The organism is Streptomyces sp. DI166, from assembly GCF_900091315.1.
Classification (GTDB): Bacteria; Actinomycetota; Actinomycetes; order Streptomycetales; family Streptomycetaceae; genus Streptomyces; species Streptomyces fuscus.
The window spans coordinates 1-4,868 of record NZ_FLSP01000196.1; the positions used below are offsets into that span (position 1 = coordinate 1).

General features: G+C 70.0%; 1 protein-coding gene. It reads right to left on the reverse strand.

The features are described from left to right. Nucleotides 1–4,868: type I polyketide synthase (locus GA0115233_RS39505; protein ID WP_141689655.1), on the reverse strand; the 4,868-nt coding region annotated here is incomplete at both ends.

Below are 4,868 nucleotides of genomic sequence, written 5' to 3' on the forward strand. Positions count from 1 at the left end.
GGTCGGAGAATCCGTCGAGTCTTCCTCCGACAGCACCTCCTCCAGAATCACGTGCGCGTTCGTGCCGCCGATCCCGAACGCCGAGACGCCGACCCGGCGCGGTCGACCGGTCTCGGGCCAGGAGATCGTGTCGGTGAGCAGCTCGACCGCACCGGAGGTCCAGTCGACGTGCGGGGACGGCTCGTCCACGTGCAGCGTGCGCGGCAGCACGCCCTCCCGCATCGCCATGACCATCTTGATGACACCGGCGACACCGGCGGCGGCCTGCGCGTGCCCGATGTTGGACTTGACGGACCCCAGCCACAACGGCCGGTCCGCCTCCCGCTCCTGCCCATACGTGGCCAGCAGCGCCTGCGCCTCGATCGGATCCCCGAGCGTCGTCCCGGTCCCGTGCGCCTCCACCGCGTCCACATCGGCCGACCGGAGTCCCGCCGACGCCAACGCCTGCCGTATCACCCGCTGCTGCGAGGGCCCATTGGGCGCCGTAAGCCCATTGGACGCACCGTCCTGATTGACCGCCGACCCCCGCACCACCGCCAGCACCTGGTGACCGTTCCGCCGCGCATCCGACAACCGCTCCAGCAGCAGCACACCCGCGCCCTCGGCCCACCCCGTCCCATCGGCCGACGCAGCGAACGACTTGCACCGCCCATCCGCCGCAAGCCCCCGCTGCCGACTGAACTCCAGGAAGGTGCCCGGCGTGGGCATGACCGTCACACCGCCCGCGAGGGCCATGTCGCACTCACCGTTGCGGAGCGCCTGCGCGGCCATGTGCAGGGCGACCAGCGAGGAGGAGCAGGCCGTGTCGACGGAGACGGCAGGCCCCTCAAGCCCGAAGGTGTAGGCGAGGCGCCCGGAGAGGACACTGGCCCAGCTACCGGTGCCGAGGTATCCCTCGACCTCCTCCGGGGCGTGGTGCAGGCGGCTGGCGTAGTCGTGGTACATCACACCCGCGAAGACACCGGTACGACTCCCCCGCACCGAGTCCACCGCGATACCCGCCCGCTCGAACACCTCCCACGACGTCTCCAGCAACAACCGCTGCTGCGGATCCATCGCCACCGCCTCACGCGGCGAAATACCGAACAACCCCGCATCGAACTCCGCAGCGTCGTAAAGAAAACCCCCCTCACACGCATACGACTTCCCCACAGCACCCGGATCCGGATCGAACAACCCCTCCAGATCCCAGCCCCGATCCGACGGGAACGGACCCACCGCATCCCGCCCCTCAACCACCAGCCGCCACAACTCCTCCGGCGACCGCACACCCCCCGGATACCGACACGCAGCAGCAACAATCACCACCGGATCACCAACAACCCGAACACCCACAGCCGAAACCTCGGCCGCCGACTCCACCACCCCCACCAGCTCATCCACCAACAACCGCGCAACAGCAACCGGCGTCGGATGGTCAAAGACCAAAGTCGCGGGCAGCCGCACCCCCACCGCCTCACCCAGCCGGTTCCGCAACTCCACCGCCAACAACGAGTCGAAACCCAACTCCTTGAACGTGCGGTCGGTGTCGACCATGCGGTCGGAGGCGTGCCCCAGCACGAGGGCCACGCTGGACCGGATGATCCCGAGGAGTTCGTGCATCTGCTCGTCACGGGAGAGTCCGGCCAGCCGACGGCTGAAGGACCCTGCGGCGGCGTCCCCCTGCGAGCCGGCTGCTGCCGTGCGACGGGCGGGGCCGCGGACGAGTCCGCGCATCAGCGGCGGTACCCCGGTGTCGGCGGCCTGGGCGCGTACGGCGGAGGTGTTGAGGCGGGCGGTGACGAGCAGCGGCTCATCCGTGGCGAGGGCGGAGTCGAGGAGGGCGAGTCCCTGGTCGGCGGGGAGGCCGACGATTCCGGCACGTGCCATGCGGGCGACGGCCGTCCGGTCCATGTGGCCGGTCATGCCGCCGGCGTCGGCCCACAGTCCCCAGGCAAGAGAGGTGGCGGGGAGCCCCTCGGCCCGGCGCCACTGGGCGAGGGCGTCGAGGAAGGTGTTGGCGGCGGCGTAGTTGGCCTGGCCGGGACCGCCCAGGATGCCGACGACGGAGGAGAACAGGACGAAGGCGGAGAGGTCGAGCTCGCGGGTCAGTTCGTGCAGATTGACGGCAGCGTCGACCTTGGGACGCAGGACCCGGTCGAAGTGCCCGGGGGTGAGCCCGGTGACCACGGCATCGTCGAGAACGCCCGCGAGGTGGACGACCCCCGTGACCGGATGCTCGGCCAACAGAGCCGCCAACGCCTCCCGATCAGCCACATCACACGCCACCACATCAGCGACAGCACCCGCATCCGCGAGCTCCGCCACCAACTCCGCAGCCCCAGACGCCTCCACCCCCCGCCGACTGACCAACACCAGCCTGCGAACCCCATACCGACCCACCAGATGCCGGGCCACCAACCCACCCAGCAACCCCGTCCCACCCGTGACCAGCACCGCACCATCACCAAAACCGGCCACCACACCAACGCCACCACCGGCACGCACCAAACGCGGAGCAACAACCACCCCACCCCGCAACGCCACCTGCCACTCCCCCGAAACGAGCGCGGCAAGGGCTCCACCCACACCATCGAGATCCGCGTCGAGGTCGAGCAGCCCGAACCGCCCCGGATTCTCGGTCTCGGCCGACCTCACCAGCCCCCATACGGCGGAAGCGGCGAGATCGGTGGGCGCGTCCACGCCCACGGCACCCCGAGTGACAACCACAAGCCGGGCATCGGCGAACCGCTCGTCCGCGAACCAGGCACGGACCGCGTCCCACACCTTCAGCACCGCACGGCGCACGTCCTCCGGGGCCCCAGCTCCACCCCCGTCGACAGGAAGGGCCACCACAGAGGGCACCTCTGCGGCCAATTCCTCCAGGCTGTGGACGAGGGGAAGCCCGAGCCCGAAGGGATCGGCATCGCCGAGCAGAACCCAACCGGGCTCGTTCTGCACAGGGACGGGCGGGACGGGAGTCCACTCCACGCGGTACACGGCGTCGCGACCCGAGCTGCCCAGCTCCGCGACTTCGACGGGCCGAAGGGCCAGCGACTCCACCACCGCCACCGGAGCACCCGCCGCATCGGCCACCCACACCGACACCGCATCCCCACCAGCAGGAGCCAACCGCACCCGCACCGCCGACGCCCCCACCGCCGACAACGACACACCCGACCACACAAACGGCAACCGCACCGCCGAGCCACCCACCACCGGCAACACCGCATGCAACGCCGCATCCAACAACGCCGGATGCACCCCGAACCGAGCAGCCCCAGCCCGCTCCGACTCCCCCAACCCAACCTCGGCGAACACCTCATCCCCACGCCGCCACACCGCACGCAACCCCTGGAACACCGGCCCGTACTCATAACCGGAGGTGTGCAGACGCGAGTACCAGTCCCCGATGTCCACCGGCTCGGCCCCGGCCGGCGGCCAGGCGGTGAGGTCCATTACGGGCTCGTGCGGCGCCTCGGCACCGAGGGTCCCCTCGGCGTGAAGGGTCCACTGCTGGTCGGGCCCGTCGTCTTCGGGCCGGGAGTAGACCGCGATCGACCGGCGACCGTCGGACTCAGGCCGCCCAATGACGACTTGGAGCTGTACGGCACCCCGCTCCGGGAGAAGTAGCGGCGCCTGGAGAGTCAGTTCGCCGAGGTACCCGCAGCCGACCTCGTCCCCCGCCCTGATCGCCAGCTCCACGAACCCGGTACCCGGGAACAGGACCGTCCCGGCAACGGCATGGTCGGCCAGCCAAGGATGCGTACGAAGCGAGACCCGACCGGTCAGCACGGCACCACCACCGTCGGCGAGGCTGACGGCGGCACCCAGCAACGGGTGGTCGGCGGCGGCCAGACCGGCACCGCCGACATCCGCGGCACCGGTGCTGGGCTCCAGCCAGTAACGCTGGTGTTGGAAGGCGTACGTGGGCAGCTCGACCGCGTTGACAGGCCGACCGGAGAAGACGGCGGACCAGTCGATGTCCACGCCGCGGACCCAGAGTTCGGCGGCGTTCGCGAGGAAACGGGCGTCCTCGTCCTCGTCACGACGAAGCGTGCCGACCACAGCGACCGGCTTCTCCGCCGCCTCGGCGATGGCCTGCACACCCATGGTCAGCACCGGATGCGCACTGACCTCGACGAACCGGCCGTAGGACAACGCCTCCCGGACCGCATCCGTGAAGCGCACAGGCTGCCGCAACCCCTCGTACCAGTACGAGGCATCCATGGTCGAGGTGTCCACCACGGCGCCGGTCACGGTGGAGATGACAGGCACACGGGACGCACGCGGCGCAATGGGAGCCAACGCCTCCAGCAGACGTTCCCGGATGTCCTCGACGTGCGCCGAGTGGGAGGCGTAATCCACCGGCACCCGCCGAGCCCGTACCCCGGCCGCTTCCGCCGTAGCGGCGATCTCGTCCAGAGCCTGCGGATCACCCGCTACGACCGAGGCGTCCGGACCGTTGTAGACCGCCACCGAAACCCGGTCACCGTACGGCGCGACCCACTCCGCAGCCCGCTCAGGACCCGTGGCGAGCGACAACATCCCACCGCGACCGGCAAGTTCATCCCGGATCGCAGCCGACCGCAAAGCCACCACACGCGCCGCGTCACCCAAGCTCAGCGCACCGACAACCGCCGCAGCCGCAATCTCACCCTGCGAGTGACCGATCACGGCTGCCGGGGTGACCCCAAAGGCCTCCCACACTGCCGCCAGCGACACCATCACGGCCCACAGCACCGGCTGAACCACATCAACCCGCTGCATCCAGCCGTCGTCGTCGCCGGACAGCACCTCAGCCAACGACCAGCCGACGTAAGTCGACAAAGCCACTTCGCACTCGGCGATCCGCGCCGCGAACACCGGCGACGACGAGAGCAGCCTCC